Annotated in this window: 28 protein-coding genes; 11 read left to right on the top strand and 17 right to left on the bottom strand. The window is 61.2% G+C overall.

The genetic code is table 11. The features are described 5' to 3' along the window. Positions 1 to 103 precede the first annotated feature (103 nt). Positions 104 to 790 carry a GntR family transcriptional regulator gene (locus C7T36_RS01840; protein ID WP_033231065.1) on the bottom strand — a complete coding sequence of 229 codons (687 nt, stop codon included), beginning with the start codon at positions 788 to 790 and terminating at the stop codon, positions 104 to 106. A gap of 171 nt (positions 791 to 961) precedes the next feature. Between C7T36_RS01840 and C7T36_RS01835 the strand changes: the two genes are divergently transcribed. From C7T36_RS01835 to C7T36_RS01825, 3 genes are read left to right on the top strand one after another with little or no spacing between them, the layout of a single operon-like run. Then, positions 962 to 1,870, top strand: a complete 909-nt coding sequence (locus tag C7T36_RS01835) for a sulfurtransferase (RefSeq protein ID WP_052683623.1) — start codon at positions 962 to 964, stop codon at positions 1,868 to 1,870. Between the two features lie 42 nt (positions 1,871 to 1,912). Next, positions 1,913 to 2,755: a hydroxyethylthiazole kinase gene (gene thiM, locus C7T36_RS01830; protein WP_033231063.1), complete on the top strand. Its 843-nt coding sequence runs from the start codon at positions 1,913 to 1,915 to the stop codon at positions 2,753 to 2,755. Then, entirely contained in the window at positions 2,755 to 3,864 is a 1,110-nt protein-coding gene (locus tag C7T36_RS01825; RefSeq protein ID WP_045070360.1) for an LLM class flavin-dependent oxidoreductase, read from the top strand. Before thiM ends, C7T36_RS01825 begins: the two co-directional genes overlap by 1 nt. Positions 3,865 to 3,881: 17 nt before the next feature. Here C7T36_RS01825 and C7T36_RS01820 read toward each other — a convergent pair whose 3' ends face one another. Next, positions 3,882 to 4,703 (bottom strand): helix-turn-helix transcriptional regulator, encoded by an 822-nt coding sequence (locus C7T36_RS01820; RefSeq protein ID WP_233365294.1) that lies wholly within the window; start codon positions 4,701 to 4,703, stop codon positions 3,882 to 3,884. Between the two features lie 56 nt (positions 4,704 to 4,759). Between C7T36_RS01820 and C7T36_RS01815 the strand changes: the two genes are divergently transcribed. Continuing rightward, positions 4,760 to 5,152, top strand: a complete 393-nt coding sequence (locus C7T36_RS01815) for a VOC family protein (RefSeq protein ID WP_045070355.1) — start codon at positions 4,760 to 4,762, stop codon at positions 5,150 to 5,152. 29 nt (positions 5,153 to 5,181) lie between these two features. Here the strand turns inward: C7T36_RS01815 and C7T36_RS01810 are convergent, their stop codons facing one another. From C7T36_RS01810 to C7T36_RS01800, 3 genes are all read right to left on the bottom strand, one after another. Continuing rightward, positions 5,182 to 5,499, bottom strand: a complete 318-nt coding sequence (locus tag C7T36_RS01810) for a hypothetical protein (RefSeq protein WP_146153421.1) — start codon at positions 5,497 to 5,499, stop codon at positions 5,182 to 5,184. A gap of 78 nt (positions 5,500 to 5,577) precedes the next feature. Then, entirely contained in the window at positions 5,578 to 6,024 is a 447-nt protein-coding gene (locus C7T36_RS01805; RefSeq protein ID WP_045071120.1) for a hypothetical protein, read from the bottom strand. 32 nt (positions 6,025 to 6,056) lie between these two features. Beyond that, entirely contained in the window at positions 6,057 to 6,287 is a 231-nt protein-coding gene (locus C7T36_RS01800) for a hypothetical protein (RefSeq protein ID WP_033231472.1), read from the bottom strand. A 155-nt stretch (positions 6,288 to 6,442) separates the two neighbouring features. Here C7T36_RS01800 and C7T36_RS01795 point away from each other — a divergent pair, with 155 nt between their 5' ends. Both C7T36_RS01795 and C7T36_RS01790 read left to right on the top strand, forming a co-directional pair. Further along, on the top strand, positions 6,443 to 6,700 hold the full coding sequence (locus C7T36_RS01795) for a hypothetical protein (RefSeq protein WP_239654802.1): 258 nt from the start codon (positions 6,443 to 6,445) through the stop codon (positions 6,698 to 6,700). A gap of 171 nt (positions 6,701 to 6,871) precedes the next feature. Further along, entirely contained in the window at positions 6,872 to 7,330 is a 459-nt protein-coding gene (locus C7T36_RS01790) for a DUF5994 family protein (RefSeq protein ID WP_033231058.1), read from the top strand. 27 nt (positions 7,331 to 7,357) lie between these two features. On the opposite strand, the gene C7T36_RS01785 is transcribed toward C7T36_RS01790, so the two are convergent. The 3 genes from C7T36_RS01785 to C7T36_RS01775 all read right to left on the bottom strand — a co-directional run bounded on the left by C7T36_RS01785 (position 7,358) and on the right by C7T36_RS01775 (position 10,127). Further along, a complete protein-coding gene (locus C7T36_RS01785) occupies positions 7,358 to 8,350 on the bottom strand; it encodes an alpha/beta hydrolase family protein (RefSeq protein ID WP_045070349.1) in 993 nt (330 codons plus the stop codon). 197 nt (positions 8,351 to 8,547) lie between these two features. After that, the gene (locus tag C7T36_RS01780) at positions 8,548 to 8,877 is read right to left on the bottom strand and encodes a DUF3349 domain-containing protein (RefSeq protein WP_080711566.1); all 330 of its coding nucleotides are present in this window, start codon (positions 8,875 to 8,877) and stop codon (positions 8,548 to 8,550) included. Positions 8,878 to 8,888: 11 nt separating this feature from the next. Beyond that, positions 8,889 to 10,127: an inorganic phosphate transporter gene (locus tag C7T36_RS01775; RefSeq protein ID WP_045070347.1), complete on the bottom strand. Its 1,239-nt coding sequence runs from the start codon at positions 10,125 to 10,127 to the stop codon at positions 8,889 to 8,891. A 116-nt stretch (positions 10,128 to 10,243) separates the two neighbouring features. On the opposite strand from C7T36_RS01775, the gene C7T36_RS01770 reads away from it, so the two are divergent. Then, a complete protein-coding gene (locus tag C7T36_RS01770) occupies positions 10,244 to 10,642 on the top strand; it encodes a PPOX class F420-dependent oxidoreductase (protein WP_045071116.1) in 399 nt (132 codons plus the stop codon). Here the strand turns inward: C7T36_RS01770 and C7T36_RS01765 are convergent, their stop codons facing one another. Beyond that, positions 10,643 to 10,990 carry a nitroreductase/quinone reductase family protein gene (locus tag C7T36_RS01765; RefSeq protein ID WP_045070344.1) on the bottom strand — a complete coding sequence of 116 codons (348 nt, stop codon included), beginning with the start codon at positions 10,988 to 10,990 and terminating at the stop codon, positions 10,643 to 10,645. A 122-nt stretch (positions 10,991 to 11,112) separates the two neighbouring features. On the opposite strand from C7T36_RS01765, the gene C7T36_RS01760 reads away from it, so the two are divergent. Further along, positions 11,113 to 12,315: an LppP/LprE family lipoprotein gene (locus C7T36_RS01760; RefSeq protein ID WP_106939681.1), complete on the top strand. Its 1,203-nt coding sequence runs from the start codon at positions 11,113 to 11,115 to the stop codon at positions 12,313 to 12,315. A gap of 10 nt (positions 12,316 to 12,325) precedes the next feature. Continuing rightward, positions 12,326 to 12,931: a transglutaminase family protein gene (locus C7T36_RS01755; RefSeq protein ID WP_045070342.1), complete on the top strand. Its 606-nt coding sequence runs from the start codon at positions 12,326 to 12,328 to the stop codon at positions 12,929 to 12,931. 44 nt (positions 12,932 to 12,975) lie between these two features. On the opposite strand, the gene C7T36_RS29980 is transcribed toward C7T36_RS01755, so the two are convergent. Continuing rightward, positions 12,976 to 13,128: a hypothetical protein gene (locus tag C7T36_RS29980; protein WP_155276671.1), complete on the bottom strand. Its 153-nt coding sequence runs from the start codon at positions 13,126 to 13,128 to the stop codon at positions 12,976 to 12,978. Positions 13,129 to 13,823: 695 nt separating this feature from the next. Continuing rightward, complete coding sequence (locus C7T36_RS30705) at positions 13,824 to 14,087, bottom strand: cyclic-phosphate processing receiver domain-containing protein (protein WP_033231055.1); 264 nt, start codon at positions 14,085 to 14,087, stop codon at positions 13,824 to 13,826. Positions 14,088 to 14,807: 720 nt separating this feature from the next. Between C7T36_RS30705 and C7T36_RS29975 the strand changes: the two genes are divergently transcribed. Further along, complete coding sequence (locus C7T36_RS29975; protein ID WP_162487763.1) at positions 14,808 to 14,984, top strand: hypothetical protein; 177 nt, start codon at positions 14,808 to 14,810, stop codon at positions 14,982 to 14,984. A 403-nt stretch (positions 14,985 to 15,387) separates the two neighbouring features. Here C7T36_RS29975 and glnA read toward each other — a convergent pair whose 3' ends face one another. Further along, complete coding sequence (gene glnA, locus C7T36_RS01740; RefSeq protein WP_021344608.1) at positions 15,388 to 16,824, bottom strand: type I glutamate--ammonia ligase; 1,437 nt, start codon at positions 16,822 to 16,824, stop codon at positions 15,388 to 15,390. 215 nt (positions 16,825 to 17,039) lie between these two features. Here glnA and C7T36_RS01735 point away from each other — a divergent pair, with 215 nt between their 5' ends. Beyond that, positions 17,040 to 17,513 (top strand): RDD family protein, encoded by a 474-nt coding sequence (locus C7T36_RS01735; protein ID WP_033231048.1) that lies wholly within the window; start codon positions 17,040 to 17,042, stop codon positions 17,511 to 17,513. 67 nt (positions 17,514 to 17,580) lie between these two features. On the opposite strand, the gene C7T36_RS01730 is transcribed toward C7T36_RS01735, so the two are convergent. The 5 genes from C7T36_RS01730 to sucB all read right to left on the bottom strand — a co-directional run bounded on the left by C7T36_RS01730 (position 17,581) and on the right by sucB (position 23,025). Then, the gene (locus C7T36_RS01730) at positions 17,581 to 18,336 is read right to left on the bottom strand and encodes a DUF4191 domain-containing protein (protein ID WP_033231047.1); all 756 of its coding nucleotides are present in this window, start codon (positions 18,334 to 18,336) and stop codon (positions 17,581 to 17,583) included. 76 nt (positions 18,337 to 18,412) lie between these two features. Continuing rightward, positions 18,413 to 19,453 (bottom strand): lipoyl synthase, encoded by a 1,041-nt coding sequence (gene lipA, locus C7T36_RS01725; RefSeq protein ID WP_230589957.1) that lies wholly within the window; start codon positions 19,451 to 19,453, stop codon positions 18,413 to 18,415. A 51-nt stretch (positions 19,454 to 19,504) separates the two neighbouring features. Next, entirely contained in the window at positions 19,505 to 20,266 is a 762-nt protein-coding gene (gene lipB, locus C7T36_RS01720) for a lipoyl(octanoyl) transferase LipB (RefSeq protein WP_045070338.1), read from the bottom strand. Between the two features lie 29 nt (positions 20,267 to 20,295). Beyond that, on the bottom strand, positions 20,296 to 21,183 hold the full coding sequence (locus C7T36_RS01715) for a TIGR01777 family oxidoreductase (RefSeq protein ID WP_033231045.1): 888 nt from the start codon (positions 21,181 to 21,183) through the stop codon (positions 20,296 to 20,298). A 108-nt stretch (positions 21,184 to 21,291) separates the two neighbouring features. After that, entirely contained in the window at positions 21,292 to 23,025 is a 1,734-nt protein-coding gene (gene sucB, locus C7T36_RS01710) for a 2-oxoglutarate dehydrogenase, E2 component, dihydrolipoamide succinyltransferase (protein ID WP_045070336.1), read from the bottom strand. Positions 23,026 to 23,287 lie beyond the last annotated feature (262 nt).

Raw genomic sequence — 23,287 nt, 5'->3', positions numbered from 1 at the left:
TAAGGGTTGACTTGCCTAATTATGTGGCGCGATAGACATGGCAAAGACCGCCCGGTCCGTCCGATGGACGGTCGAGCGGTCGTGGTGTCGGTAGTTTCTCCGGTCAGCGACCTGCAAACATCTTGATGCGCTGCTCGCGACTACGTTCGAGGTGAGCCCGCATATGTTCACGGGCGGACTTCTCGTCGCGACCTCGTATTGCCGTCAGGATGTCTTGGTGCTCGGAATTCAGTAGATCGGGTTCACCGTAGTTGGAGGGCGGTCCGCTGTCGTAGATCCGCAGTTGGGTGGTCAACCTGATCAGGAGTGACGTGATCGTCGCATTGTGTGCGGACTGCCAGAGTGCTTCATGGAACTTGAAATTGCCGGCCCGAATCGCTGCGCCGTCAGTGGCTGTGCAGCACTGGTCATGAAGACCTTCGAGGCGCGCAAGGTCCAACTCGGTGTGTCGCAACGCAGCTGCCCCGGCGGCCTCGGACTCCAAAGCCACTCGCGCAGCATAGATTTCGATGACGTCTTCGGGTGTTCCGGATCGCACCCGGAAGCCGCGGGCGGCGCGCTCGAGAAGTCCGTCGTGCGCAAGCCAATTGAGGGCTTCCCGGATAGGTGTGCGCGAGGCACCGTAGGTTTCGCACAATTGCGTTTCGTGAAGCGGGGCGCCCTGGGCAAACTTTCCGTCGAGGATGTCGGCCCGCAACCGAAGGTACTGGCGGGAAGTCTGGTCGGAACGTCCCAGTGCCGCCTCGGGCACCAGTAATTCTGCGCTGGTCGTGGTTTCCTCGACGCCCATGTTTCCCCGTTCCTTCTCCGTGAGTGAAGCGCGTTTGATTATGCCACCGACAACGCATGAGTACTTGCGTATACGCTAGTACTCACTTAAGTTCGTGGGCGTTGGTTTCAGTTCGCTTGGTTCAGCTTGCTTGGTTCTACTTGCTTGGTTCAACTACGGAGAGGTGCTTCGGTGACACAGACATCGGTCACGCCGTTGATCGGCAGTGAGGCGCTTGCGCAGCTGCTGACTGGCAGCGACGTCGTAGTTCTCGACGTCACGGTGCATTTCCCGCCTGCACGATTCGACGGTGATTACCGCCCCGAATCGGGCTACGCAGGCTGGGTCGACGCGCATATTCCCGGATCTCGCCACGTAGATCTCATGACAACGTTCTCCGACCGCGATGCGTCATTGCACTTCACGAAGCCCACGGCCGAGCAATTGTCCCTCGACCTGGCCGCTGCCGGGATCGGTGTGGGCTCGACAATCGTCCTGTACGACCAAGGCTCGATGACCTGGGCCTCGCGGCTGTGGTGGGTGCTGCGTAATGCGGGAATCGACGCGCGGGTTCTCGACGGCGGATTGGCGGCCTGGACGTGGCACGGGTTTCCCGTCGAATCAGGGGATGAAGGAGCACCTGCACACTCTGTTGCGCCGTGCGGCGTTGTCGATCTGGACCTGTGGGCGGATCGAGACGATGTCGCCGCGGTCTCTGCAGGCACCTCGTCGGGCACCCTTGTTTGTGCGTTGTCACCTGAGCAATTTGCCGGAACCGAGAAAACGAGATACTCGCGTCGTGGGCACATCCCGGGAAGCCGGAATCTGTCGGCCAAAAGCCTGCTGGACGACAACGGATTGATGCTCCCTGCCACGGATGTCTCCGTCCGTGCGCGGGAACTGTCGGCGAGCGCCGCACCGATCATCATCTATTGCGGCGGAGGCGTTTCCGCGTGTCTGAGCGCGCTCGGACTGGTGATCAGCGGCTACGACGCCATCAAGGTGTACGACGGTTCTCTCGAAGAATGGACCGCCGACCCCACTTTGCCGATGGTCACGGGAATCGAGCCCGCCGAAGGCGATCGATGTCGCGAGTCCTGATCGCCCGGCCCGTACCGACCTCACATTCTCGAAGGAAAATCCATGTCTGACGTCTCTGCTGACACCGTTGCCTCGGCGCTCGAAGCGCTTCGCGCGCAGGTGCCGCTCGTTCAATCACTGACCAATATCGTCTCTGCCAACTTCCTGACCAACGTTCTCTTGGCGGCAGGCGCGAGCAATGCGCATATCGACAATGTCCACGAGGCGGCCGGATTTGCGGCGATCGCCGGGGGAGTTCTGGTCAATCTCGGAACTCCGGATGACGCGACCGCAGCGGCTTTCCGAGTTGCAGCCGAAGCAGCACAGAGCGCAGGCACACCGTGGGTTCTCGACCCGGTCGGTGTCGGCGGATTGCCCTGGCGCAGTGAGATTGCCGTGGACCTTCTCCAGTTCCATCCGACCGCAATCCGCGGAAACGCGTCGGAGATCATCGCGCTCGCCGGTCTCGGTGGCGATACCCGCGGCGTCGACAGTGCATCCGATTCGATTGATGCTGTTCCGGCGGCGCTTGCACTGCTGAAGTACACGGACGCGGTATCTGCCTCGGGCCCAGTTGATTACGTCGTCGGACGTGATCGTGACGGCGTCGTGGTCGGCGTCAAGATTTCGGGCGGCAGCGCACTACTTCCCCGTGTCACCAGCACCGGATGCTCCCTGGGTGGCCTTGTTGCTGCGTATCTTGCTGTGGCACAGACGCCGCTGGAAGGACTTGTTGCAGCCCACACTCACGTTGCGGTTGCGTCCGAGATCGCCGAGGCGAACTCCACCGGCCCCGGATCGTTTGCGGTTGCCTATCTGGACGCGCTCTATGCCGTCGATGCCGACACCGTTCGGGCGCGGGCCCGCGTCGAATCCTTCGAACTGCCGGCTGGAGTGCAGAACTGATGAGCGTCAAAACTTTCTGGTATCTCACCCAGGCCGACGGCGACTACCCGTGGAGCCCCGGTGGGTTATACCCGGTGGACGGCGCGCGCCAGATCGAACTTGCGAAGACGATCGACGACGGCGGATTCGAAGGTGCACTGGTAGCGACCTGGCCGAACGATCCGTTCATTTCCGCGACGTGGGCCGCAGCCCACACCAGTCGCATGAAGTTCCTGGTCGCGATTTACGCGAACATGACGCCGGCACGATTGCTGGCCGAAAAGGCGCTGACCTTCGACGCTTTCAGTGGTGGCAGGTTGATGATCAACTCGGTCAACGGCCGCGAGAACATCCTGACCAAGTACGACATGAACGTCGACCACGATCAGCGGTACGAACTGGGCGAGCAGTACTGGGCTGATTTCCGACGCATCTACGCCGAGGGCACCGAGTCGAACTTCCCCAACACGCCGTTGCGGATCGACGCGCCGGTGGGACACCAGGTTCCGCTGTGGGGAACCGGGGATTCGCCTGCAGGCCTGGCAAATTCAGGCAAGGTGCTCGACACGTACCTGGCGATGCTCCGTGAAACGTCCTTCATCGAGGAGAAGTTCTCGGCTGCAAGGGATGCGGCAACTGCCGCTGGACGCGAATTCACAGACTTCGGTGCTTTGACCGGCGTGATCGTCAGGCCTACGAAAGGCGAAGCCCTCGAACGATTCCGGTCGCTGTTCGAGAAGACAGGCATCGAGCAGATTGCAGATGTTCTCGACAACGCGGTGCGTCGACGCACACACGGCGCGCAGGATCTCAAGACCTTCACCGCCCGCGACTCGCAGCGCCAAGGGTGGGTCGATGCAATCGCAGCGGGTCGGCTCCCTGAACCTGAAGACTTGTATGTCGGTGACGGGCTCTATGCCGGCATTACCGCGTGGTCGCCGCTCGATATCTTCGGAACCGGTTCGTCGGCGGTCTACTACGTCGGCGACCCCGATTCGATCACCGATTCGGTGCGTACCCTTCGGCAGCGCACCGGGCTGACCGCCCTCATTCTCGCCGGGTGGCCACTCATCGAAGAAGCAAAATGGGTGTCGGAGTATCTGATTCCGCGGTTCGACGAACTGGACTGATCTGTGCGGCACTCGCGTTAGCGGCGGTGCTCGCGCAGTAGCTGGGTCGGAGTGACGCCGGTCAGTGCCTGAACATCTCGAGACAGATGGGCCTGATCGGCGTATCCGGCGTGCACCGCAAGGTCTGCCAGTGACATGTGCGCGGATGTGTTCGTGCCGCGGGCCAGCATCAGCACGTTCTGCATACGTTGGACTCGCTGGATCGTCTTCGGAGAGAGCCCAGTCGACGCAGCGATTGTGCGGCGGAAATGTCTCTCGGAAACCCCGAGATCCGATGCCACTTCGCGGACCCGTATTTCGGGCGACGCGGTCAACGCTGCGTAGCCGATCTGGGCCGTATCATCGGGACAGATACTCGGCCAGAGGTTTTCGAGGAGTGTTGCGTCGACGCGTGTGCTTCGCAGCGCGTCGGCCAGTATCCGGGCCTGGCGTGACGAGAGAACGTCGCCGAAATCGATTTTGGTGTCCTGCACAATCTCGGCGTCGGTTCCGAGTATCGAACGTAGCGCCGGGGGATTGATACGAACTCCCCACCGGGTCACTCCAGGTGCCGTCGTGACGAGATCTGCGACGGTTGCCGGGCCGACCAGCCAGGCTTTGCCGGTGCTGTCGACGATGAAGTCTGCGCAGAGATCCGGAATGATCCGGTGCGTTGCGACGGGTTCCTCGGATGCCGTGGTCGTCGGCGTCGATTCGGCTGCAGATGATGTGCTTGTCCACAGGCAACTGAAGAAGTCCGTGCCCGTGATGCGTTGTTCGGTGTATGTGTGGCCGTTTTGTTCAAGACCGGATTCTGCACTGCGACTACCGTGTGTGGTGCGAGCGTCCGTGGCAGTCATCTCTTGATCGTCACACACTCGTCGACTACTTTTCGAACCGAAAACAGGAGAACACAGTGTCGGTTTCACCCCGTCTCGACCTCGTCGGAATTGTCACTACCGATCTCGATCGTTCCCTGGCGTTCTACCGCAGTCTGGGCCTCGACATCCCCGAAACGCCGTCCGATGCCCCACACGTCGAGTTCACCTTCGGCAACGGGTTGCGACTGGCGTGGGATGCAGAGTCGACGATCAAGAGTTTCGACCCTGAATATGCGACGGTCGCGGGCCGACACCCCGTGGCTCTGGCTTTCGATTTCGGCACCCCCGAGGCCGTCGACGAAACGTACAAGCGGATCACCACAGACTTTCCCGGGCACAAGGAACCCTTTGACGCCGTGTGGGGGCAGCGCTATGCGGTGCTACTCGATCCGGACGGAAACACCGTCGATCTGTTTGCCGCGCTCTGACCCAATCATTTTGAGCGCGAGGCATCTTGTCAGAACTCGAGAACGACGAGTGCCACCAGCAGGTTGAGTAGCGTCGCCGATACCGCGAATGCGACAGCGCCGGGTGTCAAAGTTCGAAAGCGGGCGGCGACGAGTGCCGGCAGCACAAGTGTAATTACGACGGCGGTCACGAATATGACGATCCCGGATTGAAAAGGCAGCGCTTGCCAGAGAGCTCCAGCAGCGATCAGGCCTAGCGGCAGGCCGATGACGATCTGAGCCACGGATCCCATGAGGCGTTGGCGTCGATCACGTTTGGGTATGTCAGTTGCCATTGCTCCGTCGACCGCTTCCAGTAGGTGCCGCATGCTGTGACTATGGGAACAGTATGTGGCAGCGCCTGGCAAGCTCCTGTCGCGACCCGGGCGACTCGCGCCGCTGGGTCGCTAAGGCGCTGCAGGACATACGAATTGGCGAGACGCATTCCAGAACGGGAAGAGGTCGGTCGTGCTGGCATCGGGGTGGTCCACCTGGGCCAGGTCGTTGAAGTCGAGGACGGTTCGGCCCGTGGTGTTGCTGACGCCACATGCCTGCAGGCTCAGCTTCGCGGCGGGGACAAATCCGATGCTGCGGGCGTAGGGTCCGAGCAGTCCGGAGTTCACGAAGCTTTCGATCGCCCCGCCCCACTGGTTGTACTCGGTTTGCAGGTCGAAGCTGCACGTCGCGCCGAACAACTCGGTGCACGTCGTCGGTTGCCCGTCGATAATGGCTGACGTATCGGCGAGTGGGCGCGACGTGTCGCCATGTGGCGATCTCTGGGTAACGAGATAAACACCCACGGCCACGACGCACACAACCACGACGCTCGTCAGTATTGCCGGCAGTGCCTTCATGATCACGTCCGTCGGCGGTCGCGTTCGCGGGCCTACGTCGACCTGTCCGACCACGCAGCGGCAATCTCCGGGTGAGCGCTCATGATCTCGTCGATGTGCTTGGCGTCAGCTGTGTCAACCTCCGCCCGATGCCGTTGTGCTGTGACGAGTAGCCCGTCGGGATGGCCAGGGGGACCTTGCGCAGGCGCTGGTGCATCCGCTTCCAAGTCTCTGATCAACTCGTCCAAACGTGTCGCGAGGAATAACTGCTTTTCCGTGCTCATAGCCGTCACGTCCATTCGTCTTCGCGCTGTACTCGATCGCTGTGCCCGGTCACCGGCGTTGCGAAACCGGAATTCTCGGCTCTGATTTCGAGTCACTGTCAGTGGGTACCTACTGGATGCCCAGGTGTGGTGTTGTCGACGCGAAAGAGATGCGCATGAACGATCTGACTGTGACTGCCGAACACCTGCGCGCTCTTCTCCGGAGCAACCCGCACGCGGAACTGGTGGCCGTCGACGGCGGTATCGCAGTCTACGAGCCGCACGAGGAAGGATTCCAATCCGACGGAATCTCAATCGTGACGCGCGAGCAACTCAGCGAGCGACTGCCGTCCGGCGGAAAATCGCCGGTCGAAGGTGAATTGACATTGGCTGCCGCGTCATTGAGTCAGATGATCGCCGAATTGGGCGGCTGACCACCGCTCCGGGTTCGCGGTGGATCTCGAGGGCTCCCGGACGTTGAGCTGGATCGCCATCGCGGCAGGAGATTTCGGACAGCCCGGGCGGCGTACTCTGGATGACATGGGTCTCATGATCCGGCGTATGCCTGACGGTCCCATGAACGTTTGATCTAAGGGGCGTCCGTCATGGCGCACACAAACACCATCGACTTCGGGATGGAAACGCAACCGCGACACCCCGGTCAACCATTTCCTTCGCCTACTCGAACACCACGGTTCCTACTGCGGGGTCAGGGCGCGGTGAAGTCGCATGTCGACGGTGCTTGGTTCCCCTGGACCACCAACGTCACAGCGGAGCTACACGATCTGATATCGGCACTCTCGTTGCGTCTAGGGCCGATTACCCGGGTTGCGTTCGACTGGAACACGGTGAGCACTGCGCAGCGTCGTATCGACGAGGTCGACGGCCTCGAAGTTCGAGGTCCGTATCCAGGTCAACCCGTAGATTTGATGTATCTCGACGACATCTACGGTCGGCAACTTGTGTTGATGATGATTCCGCCATACGTCGATCCGGATCGGGCGTACGACATCATGCGCCGTCTGGTGGATCCTACGTGTGGAGACACCTATCGAGTGCCGTGAGTCGGGGTCTGTGTCACAGGCAGCCGCTCACCAGGCGTTGAGTGTGTCGAGGATCTGACCGCGTGCCTTCCATAGCTCAGAACCCCAGTACGGCCACGAATGGGTTCCGTTGGACGGGAAGCTGTACGTGGCAGAAATGCCGAGTGTGTTGAGGCGTACCTGGAATGCTCGGGTGTTGAGCAAGGCGAGTGCTTCGAGTCCGATTGCGCTACCGGTGTTGACGAAGTCCACTGGTCGTCGGGGTTTGTCGAATTCTCCCGGCAATCCACTCGCCGCCGAGATATACATCGACAGGCCCCTCAGCTCCGGTGCAAAAACGAGGGGATCGTTACGCAACCACGCCGGGTTCCACGGTGGGCCCCACATTGCGTCGACGTTGAAGGATCCGGCGCTGATCATCGCAACCCGGATCGCTTCACGCATGCCGGGCGCGGAGATATTGAGGTATCCCGAGAATGATCCAGCGAACTTGAACTGGTCGCGGTGGTAGGCGGCCAGGGTCAGTGCTGCGCTGCCGCCCATCGAGAGGCCGAGGACACCGTTGTTGGTCCGCGAGACGCCACGAGTATCGAGGTAAGCAGGAAGTTCCTGGGTGAGAAATGTTTCCCATTTGTATGTGACTGGTTGGCGGTTGAGATTGCTGGTCGAATACCAGTCGGAGTAGAAACTCGACTGGCCACCGACCGGCATCACCAACGTGATGTTGTTGTCGCGGAACTGGTCGAATGCATTTGTCTCGAAGCTCCAGGCGTTGCGGTCATTGCGAGCGCGGAGCCCGTCAAGCAGGTACAGGGCAGCGTTGCCGCCGCGAGATGCCCACTGGATCTGAACCTTGATGGGACCCATCGAGGAGTCGACAAAAACTTCTTCGTAGCCGCCGGATTGTGCGGTTCGTGCCGGTGCTGCGGCGGCCACCGAGGATCCGATCAGTCCAATCGCCAACGGAAGCGTCAGGGCGAGTGCCGCGGTTCCCGACCAACGACGTGTCCTGGACTTGACTTGTCGAATCTGTTTTGTCATCCCTCGTTGGAAAAATCGCATTCGCGCCACTCCCGCCCCTTTAGTGGTGTGCTCGAGAAATCTGGCAGAGCCCCCGAGTTACTGCATTCTCGCGAACTGTCCGGGGGCGGAGTCAATCAATTGCGGATCTGTTACTGCATTGATACCGAAGCGGTTGGTTTGCCGCTACTAGTTCATAGGGGTCGGTCAAGAGGAGATCATCGGCCTGCGTCGAGGTCGGCGAGCGGCCATCCCGCCGCCGCCAGGACTGCTGCGACGCGTGCGATGTCCTGGTCGGAAGCGCTTTGGCTTGTCACATCGGAGATTTGGGCACTGATCTCGTCACCTCTGATTACCTGGTCGCTGCTGTCGTCGATCAGTTCGGCCAGTGCAGTACCGATTGCGATTTCGCGAACCTCCGCGTCGGTGAGTCGGCGGCGAAGCAATGCCATGAGAGGGATTCGGTCCTTCGGTGGGATCCCTTCGGGATAACCGACGCGTAGCCACGTAAGGATCGACTGTGCCAATGATGGGATCGGTGCAGGCAATGTGATGACTTTCAGTTCGGTAGGTGCAGGGTTTTGGTTTCTGTGGGGACGATGGTTTCTGTGGGGACGATGGTTTCGGTGAGGACGCTGACGTCGGGTCCCGGAACTTCGGCGGGAACCAGAGCGCCGTCCCAATCAGCGTTGACGTTGCTGGGATCGATGGGTTCCTTGCGGGAGCGTATGTACATCCAGGCGGCCATTGCGATGAGAATCGCAAAGACCACGAGCACTCCGGGCAGTCCACCGACGACATTCACCAGGCCCCAGCACGCGGCTCCCACGAGTGCAGCGGAGGGGAGCGTGATCAACCACGCGATACCCATCCGTCGTGCGACGCTCCAGCGGACTTCGGCGCCTTTGCGCCCGAGTCCGGTTCCGAGGATCGAACCCGTTGCCACGTGGGTTGTAGACAGCGGGAGACCGAGGTGGCTGGAGGTGAGAATTATTGCAGCGGAAGACGCTTCGGCAGCCATTCCCTGAGGTGCGGCAATCTCGACAAGGCCCTTGCCGAGTGTGCGGATAACCCGCCACCCGCCCAGGTAAGTGCCCGCCGCAATCGCGAGCGCACAGGTCAACTTGACCCAGAACGGCATCGGAGCGTCGGCGGAGATGGTGCCGTGTGCGACCAGAGCCAAGAAGATGACGCCCATGGTCTTCTGAGCGTCGTTGGTCCCGTGAGCGAGAGAAACCAGTGAGGCTGAACCGATTTGGCCCAAGCGGAAGCCTCGCTCCTTGGTGTTTTCGCGGACGTTCGACGTGATTCGGTAGACAAGCCATGTGCCTGCTGTTGCTACCAAGCCGGCAACGAGCGGTGCCAGCGCTGCCGGAATAACTACTTTGCTCAGGACGCCGCTCCACGCGACGCCATTCATGCCCAGCGACGCAACTGCTGCGCCGATCAAGCCGCCGAACAGTGCATGAGAGGAACTCGACGGGATACCGAGCAGCCAGGTGGCGAGGTTCCAGATGATGCCGCCCACAAGGCCCGCGAACACTATCGTCAGGAGCGCTTGGCCACCGACATTTCCGAGGTTCACCACACCTTTGGCTACCGTTGCGGCCACCTCGACGGAGAGGAAAGCTCCGACGAGATTGAGCGATGCGGATAGGGCCACTGCTGCCTTGGGGCGTAACGCTCCGGTAGCGATCGAGGTGGCCATCGCATTTCCGGTGTCGTGAAAACCATTCGTGAAGTCGAACCCGAGCGCGGTGACAACAACAACCAGGAGAACGATCAGTTCCGCATTCACGTGTATAGATATTCCCTGACGAGCGGTCGGTGAAACGGACTTGGCCGCTGGTGTTCGAGCGCTCTAGCCGAATTGTTTCTGTGGTCACTTCGACTGAACAGGAATACGCTCGATCGATGTCCCTCGGTGAAGAGAAAACGATCTCGGTAACTACCTTCAGGAAGAGCGGCGATGGCGTTGCGACGCCCACCTGGGCTGTGCCGCTGTCTGACGGACGAATCGGATTCTGGACGTCCTCGAGATCCGGCAAGGCAAAACGGTTGCGCAACAATCCACGGGTGACCGTTGTGCCGTGCAACAACCGTGGGAAGCCGGCGCCCGGTGCTGTGCCTGCCGCTGGGACCGCTACCTTGGTGAGCTCCGGTCCCGACTTCGACGAGATTCAAAGCAAAGTGAAAGCGAAATATGGTGTGATGGTGCCGATTTCGAAATTTTTCAACAAGCTCGGCCATATCGGCAAGGGTTCGTTTCCCTATGGCGACGTGGGCGTCGTTGTCGCCGTAGGGTCGTTGTAATCAGCCGACTGGGTCCAGGGTCACCTTCACGGATACGTTGCCTTTGTCGTCTCGGGTGCTGACTGCGTGCCCGGTGCGATCGATTCCCCGAATTTTGACGTGCATCCGATCGCCCTCGTTGAGGAAATTGCGCCACCAGTTCTTTTTCTGGGGAAGTGCAACTCCGATGAACAGTTCGTCGTTCTTCTGGCGGTAGGAAACAGGCAAAGTGAAGGTCTTTCCGGATTTGCGTCCGGTGTAGGTGATCTGGGCCGTCGAACCGCCGATGAGCTTTTCGACAAGCGGCACGCGCATCGCGGCCAAGACCACCTTGTTGATGGCCGCCGCAGACTTCTGGAAGGTGTTCATAGGTCTATCCTCGATCATCTCGATGGTGCCGTCTCGAAATTCGTTCGCCAGCTTAACCCCGATTACCTCAACGGGACTTTTATGATTCTCGGGTATCTCCGGTGATCGGATCAGGGGGCAATGTGAGAACCAAGTTGGCTGTTTTTGTGTGTGCGTCGGCGGTAGTAGTACTCACGTCGTGTGGATCGGAATCGATCGACGGTGCGGCGCAGGTGGGGGAGAGCACGGAATTCTCGACGTCGACGGAAACATCCGTGCCCGACGTCTGTGCGGGGAGGTTGCGCTGCGTCGATGTGGCGCTGGCGGACGTCGATGGGGACGGCCTGGACGATTCGATCGGCCGAGTCGACGATCAGATAGTGGTTCTCACGATGGCCGGCACCGAAGCCCAGGTGGCGGCGACCGAGTCCACCATGCTCGCGGATCCGGCGATTCAACGAACAGGCGGATTTGTCGGAGCGTGGGACATCGACGGGCGTCCGGGGGCTGAAGTAGTCATCGCCACATCCGATCTCGGAGGTAGCGCCGCGTACAAGGTCTGGTCCTGGGAGGACTCGACACTCGCGGTGATGTCGCCGCCGGTCTCGCTGTACGAAGGCAACCCCGTTGAGTGGAAGCTGCACAGCGGCGAGGGTTACGACACTGCGGTCCGCTGCACCGGCGACACCGATAGCCCGATCGAGGTGTGGAAATTCATCTCGCCGTACGGCGGATCTACCGCCCGGCCGTCGATGAAGGTCACCTCCTACACGTATGACGCTGCCAACGCAGGCGGGTCTGGGGACGGCTCGATGTTCGGTGAAGAGGAGACCTTCAGTGCGGAGCCGCAGAATCTTCGGCAGCTGACAGGTTGGCCCTGGCTGTGTGGCGACAATGCTGTCGATCCCGCGACGGCGTCAACACTCCAGTGCGGTAACGCTTCCCAGAACACTGCGATCACGAATGCCGTCGCGCAAGTTCCTGCCGATGCCAGGATCCCCGGGATCGAATGGATCTTCATGGGGGACACGAACTTCGATCCGTGTGCCGACCTGAGCTACGCCGTTGTCGAAACCAAGGGCGGCACGGGCAGTTCGCCGGAGCACGTGATGTTTTTCCATCGAGGTGAGTACCTCGGAACTGCGACGTCATGTGCGTTCGGATTCACCACCGTTGTCGATGGCACCAGCGAGAGTGCAACGGTGCAGTACAGGTGGCCGCGCGGTATGGACTCGAATGCAAATCCGAGCGGCTTGGCGACCGCTACTTTCGTCTGGGACGGGAACGAGGTCGTCATGCAGAACGATCTGCCGGCCGAGCTGCTGAATATGAGCGGCTGTAACTAGGGTTCTGGATATGGCGACTGAAAAACTCTTGCTCGAGGCGGGAGCTCCGCAGAACTACCTGGGGCACGACGAGATCATCCAAGTTGCCGACCCGGCTATCCGATCCTTGGCGCAACAGTTGCGTCAGGAGTCGGACACCGAGAGTGCGTTCTCCAAGGTCGCATTCGAATGGGTGCGAGACAATGTCGGGCACTCCAACGATGTTCAGGATCCGAGAGTGACGTTGACCGCGACGGAGGTTCTCGAAGCGCGGGTCGGGCTGTGTTACGCAAAGTCCCACTTACTGGCCGCACTGTTGCGATCCGAGGGCATTCCGACTGGGCTCTGCTACCAGCGACTCGTGGATCGCGACGGTTTCGTGCTCCACGGATTGGTCGCGATCTATCTCGAAGGATCCTGGCATCGCCAGGATCCGCGCGGAAACAAGGCCGGGGTGAACGCGGAATTCTCACTTGGCTCGGAAAGGCTTGCCTGGCCGGTCGATCCGGCGCTGGGGGAGATCGACTACCCGCAGGTATTTGCGTCAACTGCGGCGTGCGTTGCCGATGCACTTCGCGGTGCGACCAACGTTCTCGACCTTCTGGGCGGAGGCTTGCCAACGGCCCTGGATACGTGAGTCTTCTGTGCCGGTGGCTACGTGATGAGACTTGAACTGTGGCATTAGCTTGGCTGCGTCTCGGCACGATAGGTAATGCGTCCAGACTTGCGGCGAGCCCGGACAATTCGGCCGAGGAAAAACATCGCGGTAGCCCACACAGTGATGCCCAGGGCAGGAACAGCGACGGCGATGATGCCGACATCGAGTGGGGTCATCGTCCGATGCTACGAGAATTTGGTGTACCTACACCAGGCGGAGGTGGGCTCTCATGCTGGCTAGCTGTTTAACCAGCACGAGTCGACGCTCTGAGAGTCGCCGAATGGCGTCGACGTCACCTGCGAGTTGGGCACGGTTCAGTAGAAACTGACACGTGTCCAGTTGATCCCTGAGGTTCATCCGTTGCCGCCACCTTCGATCACGTTGTAGGTACGTTTTGACACTGTCAGTGGAAGGCGTGATGTGCGCGGGCAGAATTACCTACATAGGTACCTACTTTTTCTGATCCTGCGCTCGCAAAATCAGGAATCAGTTTGTGCGTCTCGGTGAGCCGCGTTACATCGTTATTCGATCTGTAGTTACATATGTTGGTCATGTGTCACAATCGCGACATGTTGATTGTTGAAATTTTGACGGGCTGGACGGCAACCGCCGCGTTCCTTGCTGTTTGGTTAGGCCGCGCTATCAATCATGCTGATGCGGAAGGAGCGCTCCGCGCCTGGCGGTGATCAAACTTGGCGGTGGGCTACCGCAGCGCCCGGTATGCGATCCAAAATATCAAATGCCTTCTTGCTCATACGAATTGAATTTTCGTATGTAGACGAATCCGCCAGCATCGATGAAGTTCAACCCAGTCGCACCAAACCCGTTCCCGATTCATCGGGGGCGGGGCATCGAGCAATTCTGGGCGGAGTTACTTGCGATACCGGTCGATGAATCTGGTAAGCAATTCGACACGTACAGGGTTGATGCAATGCACGTGGATCTCCCTCGGCCACACACTGTTTTCGCGCATCCAGCGAATGACCGAGCGTGTGGTGTCATCGCCGCCCAGGTTGTAATCAAGAGAGACTCGTTCCACCATGCCGAAACAGAGTGCGTCGATAGCTCCGGAACTGGTCTTTGCCCACGTCCACCCATCTGGCGGTTTCCGTAAGTTGTCGACCCAGAGGTTCATTGTGTATCCGTGGCTATGTTCGGTTGCATTGCTAACCATCTCCCGAAACGGGGGCGAAAGTCCAGCACCTAAGGTGGGCGAGTCGCAAGTGCTGTCAGTCCCGAAGTCTGTGGGGTGTTAGTCGGTCGAGGTAAGCGACCTAAGGAATTCCTCCCAACAGTCGCTGCGTGTGAGCAACTCTGGGCAGCCTGCAAATACGAATCGGCTGCCATCTGTCCCGATCGTCTTGTTCGGAAACCTGGCACGAACCTGTGCGCAGGCCTACGGTTAGGAATGCGAGGCAAGACATGAGGGGTCAGCTCAGCACGGAAAGAGGGTCCCCACGTTGTGTGCTCAACGCGGATGACGACAAAGGCCCCCACCCTCAGCGACTGAGAGTGGGGGCATCGTTCATTGAAGCGAAATCCCCCGACATGGAAGAAGTCCCGAACGACATCGGTTCCTGTGGGCTGTGTGCTCAACCGGCAAGAACCTGAACCGCGCGGTTGCGAGGCCGCATGCTCGCCCCGGCCGTCGCGGCCTGCGAGTCATGTACCCACTTGGCCGTGATCGAAACGAGACCTATGCAGCCCTGCCCGCTAGTTGCCCTGCGTGAGCAATTCTGTGCGGTGGGCTCTTCCAATCCCGTGCGCCCCGGTCGGGTGAAACCGGGGGTGAACCCGCCACCAAAACTGGACCACAGTCCGACAGAGCCAGACAACCCATGGCACACTCCCAGCTATGTGGTGGATTGTCGGAATTGTCGCCGTTTGGATCGTCGTAGGCGCGTTGTCCGCGGTCTGGATTGGCCGCGCAATCAGCCACACCGACCTCGAAGAATCAGCCGCCGAACTGCGGCGAGCAGAAAGGCGTGAGATGCGGCACGCCGGATGCGACAAGCCCCGCCAGGGTGACTAAGTTCGAACCTTGGATCTGTGCCCACGTCGCGCCGGTTCACATGAGCGTAAGTGACTCTCCCACAGCGCTCAGTGCCCTATTTGTCGCATCGGACATCAAAGTGCGACCAGACGTTCCATGCTGAACCGTGAGCCCGGCATTGGCCGCCGACACGTAAGCGAGTGCCGCGTTGGCATACGAGGTGACTTTCGACGGCCTAGACAGCGATGAGCTACCCGCGTTCGGGTTCTCCGACGGATAGCGCAAAGCAACCCTCGATGTCTACGGGCACGGCCCGACGCAGACGAGTCCACCCGCTCTGCGATCGATGCTGGGATCGCGAAGCGGGTGGACTCGGCTAAAGGTACTGCGGACGGAGGGCTAGACCTGCGAACTGCTGTGCAGGCCAGCCACTCCACCGGGATCACACGTCGTAGTAGAGCTCGAACTCGTACGGGTGCGGACGCAGGTTGACGGGAGCGATTTCCTGCTCGCGCTTGAGCGAGATCCAGGTCTCGATCAGGTCGGTGGTGAAGACGCCACCCTCGGTCAGGTACTCGTGATCTGCTTCGAGGCGGTTGATAACCGTCTCGAGGCTGGTCGGAGCCTGCGGGATGTTGCGAGCCTCCTCCGGGGGAAGCTCGTAGAGGTCCTTGTCGACCGGAGCCATCGGCTCGATCTTGTTCTTGATGCCGTCCAGGCCGGCCATCATCTGTGCAGCGAAGTTGAGGTACGGGTTACCCGAGGAGTCGGGTGCGCGGAACTCGAGACGCTTGGCCTTCGGGTTGTTGCCCGTGATCGGGATACGGACAGCTGCCGAGCGGTTGCGCTGGCTGTACACGAGGTTGATGGGAGCTTCGTAGCCCGGCACCAGACGGTGGTACGAGTTGATGGTCGGGTTGGTGAAGGCCAACAGCGACGGAGCGTGGTGCAGGATGCCGCCGATGTAGTGGCGAGCCATGTCCGAGAGGCCTGCGTAGCCGGACTCGTCGTGGAAGAGGGGCTTGCCGTCCTTCCACAGGGACTGGTGGACGTGCATGCCCGAACCGTTGTCACCGAAGAGCGGCTTCGGCATGAAGGTGGCGGACTTGCCGTGCTGCCAGCAGGTGTTCTTGACGATGTACTTGAAGAGCTGCAGGTCGTCAGCAGCTGCAAGCAGCGTGTTGAACTTGTAGTTGATCTCCTGCTGTCCGCCGGTGCCGACCTCGTGGTGGCCGCGCTCGAGCTCGAAGCCCGCGTTGGTCAGGTTGGTGGAGATTTCGTCGCGCAGGTCCACGTAGTGGTCGTACGGAGCGACGGGGAAGTAGCCACCCTTGGCGCGAACCTTGTAGCCGAGGTTGGGGGAGCCGTCGGCGTTGGTCTCGGCGCCGGTGTTCCAGGAACCGGAAACCGAATCCAGCTCGTAGAAAGCGGAGTTCATGCCGGAGTCGTAACGAACCGAGTCGAAGATGTAGAACTCGGCCTCGGCGCCGAAGAATGCGGTGTCCGCGATGCCGGTGCTGACCAAGTACTCCTCGGCCTTGCGGGCAACGTTGCGCGGGTCGCGGCTGTAGGACTCACGGGTGAACGGATCGTGGACGAAGAAGTTGATGTTGAGGGTCTTCGCCTTGCGGAAAGGGTCGATCTGGGCCGTGGTGACGTCAGGGAGCAACATCATGTCGGATTCGTGAATCGACTGGAACCCGCGGACGGACGAACCGTCGAACGCAAGGCCGTCTTCGAACACGTCCTGGTTGAAAGCAGACGCGGGAATCGAGAAGTGCTGCTGCACGCCAGGCAAGTCGCTGAAGCGAATGTCGACGTACTCGATGTTCTCGTCCGCGATGTACTTTATGACCTCTTCGGCCGTGGTGAATGCCACGCTTGTGCTCCTTAAGTCGCTTCAGCCAACTGTTATGAAAGGTTGAATCCGTCGAGCCAGACGGTAGGTATCTGGTGTTGCCCGCTCGTCAACCCTTTGTTTCGGCAGTGTTACACGTCGTATTGTCCTGGGGATTTCCGAAATCTGTGTGATCAGCTGCACAGTTAAAACACGGCAATCTGGACTACGGTGCTACGACGCCTATCCTGGACAGCATGGCACGTATCACCGGAACTTGGCTCTCGGGGCCGCAAGCAGCTTTGCCGAAGAACGCCGACGGACGTGAGCAGGCGTACCGCGGCGAGAATCTTGGCTTCCCGCAGGACGGCCCGGGATCGCTTGTCGGCTCCGGCCGACGACTCGGCGCGCTCATGATCGACTGGGTGATGGCGGTCGGCGTTGCCTCACTGATCACCGGAGATTTTTTCGACGGCCAGACGTCGACCATCACCTTGATCGTGTGGTTCATCGTGGGCGTGCTCACGGTAACCCTGTTCAACTTCACTCCCGGGCAATTTGTCATGGGCCTGCAGGTGGCGCGAATCGAAGGACCCATCCGGGTCGGCTTCGTTCGAGCTCTCGCTCGCCAGGCGCTCCTTGTGTTTGTCATCCCGGCAACTATCACCGACATCGACGGACGCGGAATGCAGGACCGAGCGACGGGCACGCTTCTGGTTCGCTCGCGCTGACAATTCGATCGAACAAAAAATGACCCGAGTCCATGACGGACTCGGGTCATTTTTTGTATGCGCGGAATCAGCGGCGACGAATCGTGCGCTGCATACCCTTCATCTTTGCGCCGCCGGGCATCGGGCCCTTCGGCAAGGCTGCTCCGCCGCCGCGTGCGCTCAATGCTGCGAGGCGGCCCTCGATGTTGTCCATGCGCTTGGTATCGATGTTGCGCGGCAGCTTGTTCAGGTAACGCTGCAACTGCGAGAGCGGAACCTGGCCCTCGTCGTTGCCGATGATGATGTCGTAGATCGGGGTGTCGCCGATGAGGCGGGCAGTCTTCTTCTTCTCCTGCGCGAGGAGGCTCTTGACGCGTTGCGGAGAACCCTCGGCGACGAGGATGACGCCCGGCCGTCCGACAACACGGTGAACGGCGTCGAGCTGGGTGGTGCCGGCGACGGCGTTCGTGACGCGCCACGCGCCCTGCATGTTGTCCAGCGCCCAGGCAGCTGCGCCGGCCTGGCCTTCAGCCTTCTTGTACACCGATTTCTGCACGCGGCGACCGAAGATGATGAAGGCACCGAGAATGCCGAGAACGAGGCCGATCGGCAGCAGGAACCACTCGATGCCCCAGATGAGACCGACCAGGAAGAAGACCAGAGCAGCACCCACCAGGGTGCCGATCATCAGCGGCAGAAGGAGCTTGTCGTCCTTGCGCTGCATCTGGAATGCCTGCCAGAGCTGGGTTCTGCGTTCCTTGGAAGCCTGCTTGCGGGCAGCCTTCGCTGCAGCCTTTGCCTCTTTGGTGGGTTTGCCCTTACCGGATTTGCTGCCGTTCGCCATGTGACCAGGATACGTCCATTGCTGTGCGCCTTTACTAACCGCCCGCGGTTAATAAAGACGCACAGCAAAAAGTGGATCAGCGGGCCAGGCGCGCCATGAGTGAACTGGCTTCCTGGGAAGCGTCTCCGCCCTCGGTGAGATGGCGCTGTGCCTCGGGGAGTTCGCGGCCGTGATGGGCCATGGCCTGCGCGTACAGACGTCCGGCGCGGTACGACGAGCGGACGAGCGGCCCGGCCATGACGCCGGCGAAACCCATCTCTTCTGCAGCCTTGGAGTGCTCGACGAACTCTTCGGGCTTGACCCACCGCTCGACGGGGTGGTGCCGCGGTGAGGGACGCAGGTACTGGGTGATGGTGAGGATGTCGCAACCGGCAGCGTGCAGATCGGCCATCGCTTCGGTGACCTCTTCGGGGGTTTCGCCCATGCCGAGGATGAGGTTGGACTTGGTGACCAGTCCGTACTCGCGGGCGGCGGTGATGACGTCGAGGCTGCGCTGGTACCGGAAGGCCGGGCGGATCCGCTTGAAGATGCGGGGGACGGTCTCGAGGTTGTGCGCGAGTACCTCGGGACGCGAGGCGAATACCTCGTCGAGCAGTTCGGGTTTGCCGTTGAAGTCGGGAACCAGGTTCTCGACGCCGGTGCCCGGGTTGAGTTCGTGGATCTTGCGGACGGTTTCGGCGTAGAGCCAGGCGCCGCCGTCTGGGAGGTCGTCGCGGGCGACGCCGGTGATCGTGGAGTATCGAAGTCCCATGGCCTGAACACTTTCGGCGACGCGACGTGGTTCGTCGCGGTCGAGGGCGTCGGGCTTGCCGGTGTCGATCTGGCAGAAGTCGCAGCGGCGGGTGCACTGCTCGCCGCCGATGAGGAAGGTGGCTTCGCGGTCTTCCCAGCATTCGTAGATGTTGGGGCAGCCTGCTTCTTCGCAGACGGTGTGCAAACCTTCGCGCTTGACCAGGCCCTTGAGCTCCGAGTACTCGGGGCCCATCTTTGCTCGGGTCTTGATCCAGTTGGGTTTGCGTTCGATGGGTGTCTCCGCGTTTCGGATCTCGAGGCGGAGCAGCTTACGGCCTTGTGGGGCGAGCGAAGCAACGGGGGGATTACCGGGGGCGATAGTCACGGGGACGATCCTACGCCCGGTGATTACTGCAACAGGGTTCGGGCGAGCCCGTCAGCTGTACTGAACGGTAGTAAAAGTCGGGGTAGGTGAGGCTTTCTCGAAGGTGACACGTTCGATGTCGCGCACTGTGACGGGCAAGTTTCCGTCCAGGGCGGCGATGATCGCTTCGGTGATCGCCGGAGTGACCTCGGCGACGGTGACGTCTCGGCCGAGTTCCTGCGACAGTGTCGTCACTCCGGCGTCGCGAATGCCACACGGAATGATGTTGTCGAATCCGGTCAGGACCGAGTTGCAGTTCAGCGCAAAACCGTGCAGTGCGACGCCACGTTGGACGCGCACGCCGATGGCGGAAACCTTGCGTTCGGGCTTCCACTGGCCGCCAGACAGTTCAGCGGGTAGCCACACACCTGAGCGGCCGTCGATTCGGCCACACGTCAGGCCCATGTCGGTGCAGACCGTGATCAGCGCTTCCTCGATGAGTCGGACATACCGCACGACGTCGACCGGTTCGGCGAGCTTCACGATCGGGTACCCGACCAGCTGACCAGGCCCGTGCCACGTGATTTTTCCGCCGCGATCGACATCGATGACGGGGGTGCCGTCGACGGGACGATCCGCGGGTTCGGTACGTCGTCCCGCCGTGTACACCGGAGGATGCTCGAGCAGGAGCAGTGTGTCCTGTCCGATGTCGTCTGCGCGCTCCGCAGCCAATTCGCGTTGGCGATCCCACGCTGCTGTGTAGTCGATCAATCCGAGATTGTCGACGGCGATCGGCAGTTGCGACAATCGTGCGGATCCGGCAGCGCTACTCATGGCACTAGAGATTACGCCCGATTGCCAACTCAATTCAGCGCGGCCGCCAGTGCTTCGCCGATTGTGTTGTGGCGGAACGTGAATCCCGCATTTTCGAGCACCGACGGTATAGCCCGTTGGCCGCCCAGGATGCCACTTTTCGCGAACTCGCCGATCAGAGCTTCGAGGGCGAACCCCGGCACGATCCACGGCGCCGGCCGATGCATGATCCGCGACATCGCGTCGTTGAACTGTGCATTGGTGACCGGTGCCGGTCCGGTCAGATTGACAGGACCGGAGAGCGCGGGATTGGTGAGAGTGAATTTGATTGCGTTGCACTCGTCTTCGAGTGAGATCCACGGAAAGTACTGGCGGCCGTTGCCCAACCGTCCACCGAGGCCGAGTGAGTAGATCCGACGCAGACGCCCGAGCATTCCGCCATGCGGCGACAGGACTACACCCGACCGCAGGTTCACCACCCGAGCGCCGCCTTTGCCGGCCGGTTCGGTGGCGAGTTCCCAGTCACGACACGTCGTCGCGAGGAAATCGGTGCCTGCGGCCGAATCCTCGTCGACGATGCGGTCGCCGGTATCGCCGTAGTAGCCAACGGCGCTGGCATTGGCGAGAACCGGAATCTTGGCCGTCGCGACGGCGTCGGCCAACACGTCTGTCGCACTGATGCGACTGTCACGAATCTCCTGCTTGTAGGAACCGGACCACCGTTTGTCGCCGATCCCGACGCCACAGAGATTGACGACGGCATCAGCGCCGTGCAGCACTGACGTGTCGAGGCGGTCACGATTGGGGTCCCATCGGGACTCGTCGGGACCGGTGGTCGGGCGACGCACCAGACGCACCACATCGTGGTTGTCCGAGCGCAACGAGGACACCAAGGCCGTTCCGATCAGACCGGACGAACCGGCGACGACTACTCGCATTCGGAAAATGCCTCCTTCGATCCAGCGGGGTTCTCTCTCCGACCGTACTGAAAAAGCCGAGGCGCCACCTCCTGATGGAGATGACGCCCCGGCCGGAACAACAGTTGCTTACAGACCCAGGTCAGCTTCGAACGAGGCTTCTTCCAACCGCTGCTTGACAGTGGTGAGGAATCGGCCGGCGTCGGCGCCGTCCACCAGACGGTGGTCGTAAGTCAGCGGCAAGTAGATCATCGAACGAACGCCGATGGACTCGTTGCCGTTTTCGTCGGTGACCACCATCGGGCGCTTCACAATCGCGCCGGTTCCGAGCATGGCTGCCTGCGGCGGGACCAGGATCGGGGTGTCGAACAGCGCGCCCTGGCTGCCGATGTTGGTGATCGTGAACGTTCCACCCGACAGCTCGTCCGGCTTCAGGCCGCCCGAACGTGCGCGCTTCGCGATGTCCGCGATGGCGCGAGCCAAGCCGGCCAAGCCGAGGTCACCTGCATTGTGGATGACGGGGGACAGCAGACCCTGATCGGTGTCGACTGCGATTCCGAGGTGCTCGGAGTCGTAGTACGTGATCTGCTTTGCCGTCTCGTCGTAGCTGGCATTGATGTTGGGATGCGACTTCAACGCCTCGACAACAGCCTTGGCGAAGAACGGGAGGAACGTCAGGTTGACGCCTTCACGCTCGATGAAGCCGGCCTTTGCACGGGCACGCAGCGCGACGATCTTGGTGACATCCACCTCGAAGGTCTGCGTGAGCTGCGCGGTGGTCTGCAGCGATTCACGCGTCTTGGTGGCCGTGATCTGGCGGATCCGATTGGCCTTCTGCGTTGTTCCGCGCAGATGAGCCAGCTCGGGGCGGACGCCTGCAGTTGCCTTCGCTGCCGGAGCAGCTGCAGCAGCGGCGGGTGCTGACGGGGCAGCAGCGGCCGGAGCCTTCTTGGCTTCTGCGGCGGCAAGAACATCCTGCTTACGGATGCGTCCACCGACGCCGGTGCCGGTAACAGTGGCGAGGTCGACGCCGTTGTCGTTGGCAAGCTTGCGGACCAGCGGGGTGACGTACGGGCTGCTGTCACCCGATGCTGCGGGGGCTGCCGGTGCGGCTGCGGGAGCTGCGGGAGCCGGAGCTGCCGGTGCTTCGGCCTTGGGTGCGGGAGCGGCCGGTGCTGCCGGTGCTTCGGCCTTGGGTGCGGGAGCGGCGGGTGCTGCCGGTGCCGGTGCTGCGGGTGCCGCCGGTGCTGCAGCTGCGGGAGCGCCGGATCCGATAACGGCCAGCTGGCCACCGATGTCTACGGTGTCGTCCTCGTTGGCGCTGATCTCGAGAAGAATTCCGGCAACAGGCGACGGGATCTCCGTGTCGACCTTGTCGGTGGAAACCTCGAGAAGCGGTTCGTCGACGGCAACTTCGTCGCCCACGGCCTTGAGCCAACGGGTGACGGTTCCTTCGGTGACAGACTCGCCGAGGGCGGGCATCGTCACGGGGGTGCCTTCGGCTCCGCTGCTGGGAGCGGCTGCCGGTGCTTCAGCTGCCGGTGCGGGAGCTGCTTCTGCTGCGGGCGCCTCTGCGGCCGGCTCTTCAGCGGCGGGCGCCGGTGCTTCTTCTGCGGGTGCTTCACCAGCTTCGCCGATAACAGCGAGCTCGCCACCGATATCCACGGTGTCGTCTTCCTGCGCGACAATCTTGGTCAGGACGCCGGCGACCGGAGATGGAATCTCGGTGTCGACCTTGTCCGTGGAGACTTCGAGCAAGGGTTCGTCGACTTCGACCGTGTCTCCTTCCTGCTTGAGCCACCGTGTGACAGTTCCTTCGGTGACGCTCTCACCTAGGGCTGGCATCTGGACGGAGAAGGCCATGTCTTTTGACTCCTCGACAGTTGTGTTCGGGTTGTTTTATTTGTCGACTTGTGGTCGTTAGTGCATTGTGCTCGAGTTGCGCGCGACGTGCGGCTACTTGTAGCTATTTTGTGCCGATGTCGACGCGCGGGCGCGGCGTCACCGTCGTTCATCTTTCCATTGATACGCCGGGCGCGTCCGCTGAGGGGGATGCCACCGGGTTTCGGTGGGTCGCTACTCGTCAGTAGGTGGAGCGTGTAACGCGCGTATGGGACCAAACGGT

Origin of the sequence: Rhodococcus sp. AD45-ID (assembly GCF_003023755.1) — a bacterium.
Lineage (GTDB): Bacteria > Actinomycetota > Actinomycetes > Mycobacteriales > Mycobacteriaceae > Rhodococcus_F > Rhodococcus_F globerula.
Note: the sequence above shows the minus strand (reverse complement) of the source record. Positions and strands in the feature narration are given on the sequence as shown.